This is a genomic window from Gilliamella sp. wkB108 (assembly GCF_001690195.1).
Classification (GTDB): Bacteria; Pseudomonadota; Gammaproteobacteria; order Enterobacterales; family Orbaceae; genus Gilliamella; species Gilliamella apicola_L.
The window spans coordinates 1-389 of record NZ_LZGM01000033.1; the positions used below are offsets into that span (position 1 = coordinate 1).

At 27.2% G+C, this 389-nt stretch carries 1 protein-coding gene; it reads right to left on the reverse strand.

Going from position 1 to position 389, the window contains the following annotated elements:
- On the reverse strand, positions 1 to 277 hold a 277-nt coding region (locus tag A9G11_RS04285), incomplete at its 3' end, for a DUF7000 family protein (RefSeq protein ID WP_218056040.1).
- Positions 278 to 389: the final 112 nt, after the last annotated feature.

Genomic DNA, 389 nt, shown 5'->3' on the forward strand with positions numbered 1-389 from the left:
CAAATAACCATAACTCAAATCTCAGTTTTTTGTGATTCAATACAATTCCGAAACGGAGTTTTTCAGTTTTTAAAAAATCATTAAAAAATGGGAAATAACTAAAATCCATATAGCCCGGAGAGATATGCCCAAAAGAATATTCATTAATAAACACTTTTTCACAATGGGTTTTTAGGAACATCAAATATCTGAGTAATTTTTCATAAGCTATTTGGATATCACCACTAATCAGCTGAGTTTTATAGGCTGAAATATAATAACTGAGTTTTTTATCCATTTTCACCTACCTTACGCAAATAATATTTTATTATCCTATCTTAACTAATCATGTTAGTACATAAATAAAACAATATTAAAAATGATTATTGTTGCATTGTTAAGGGAACTCA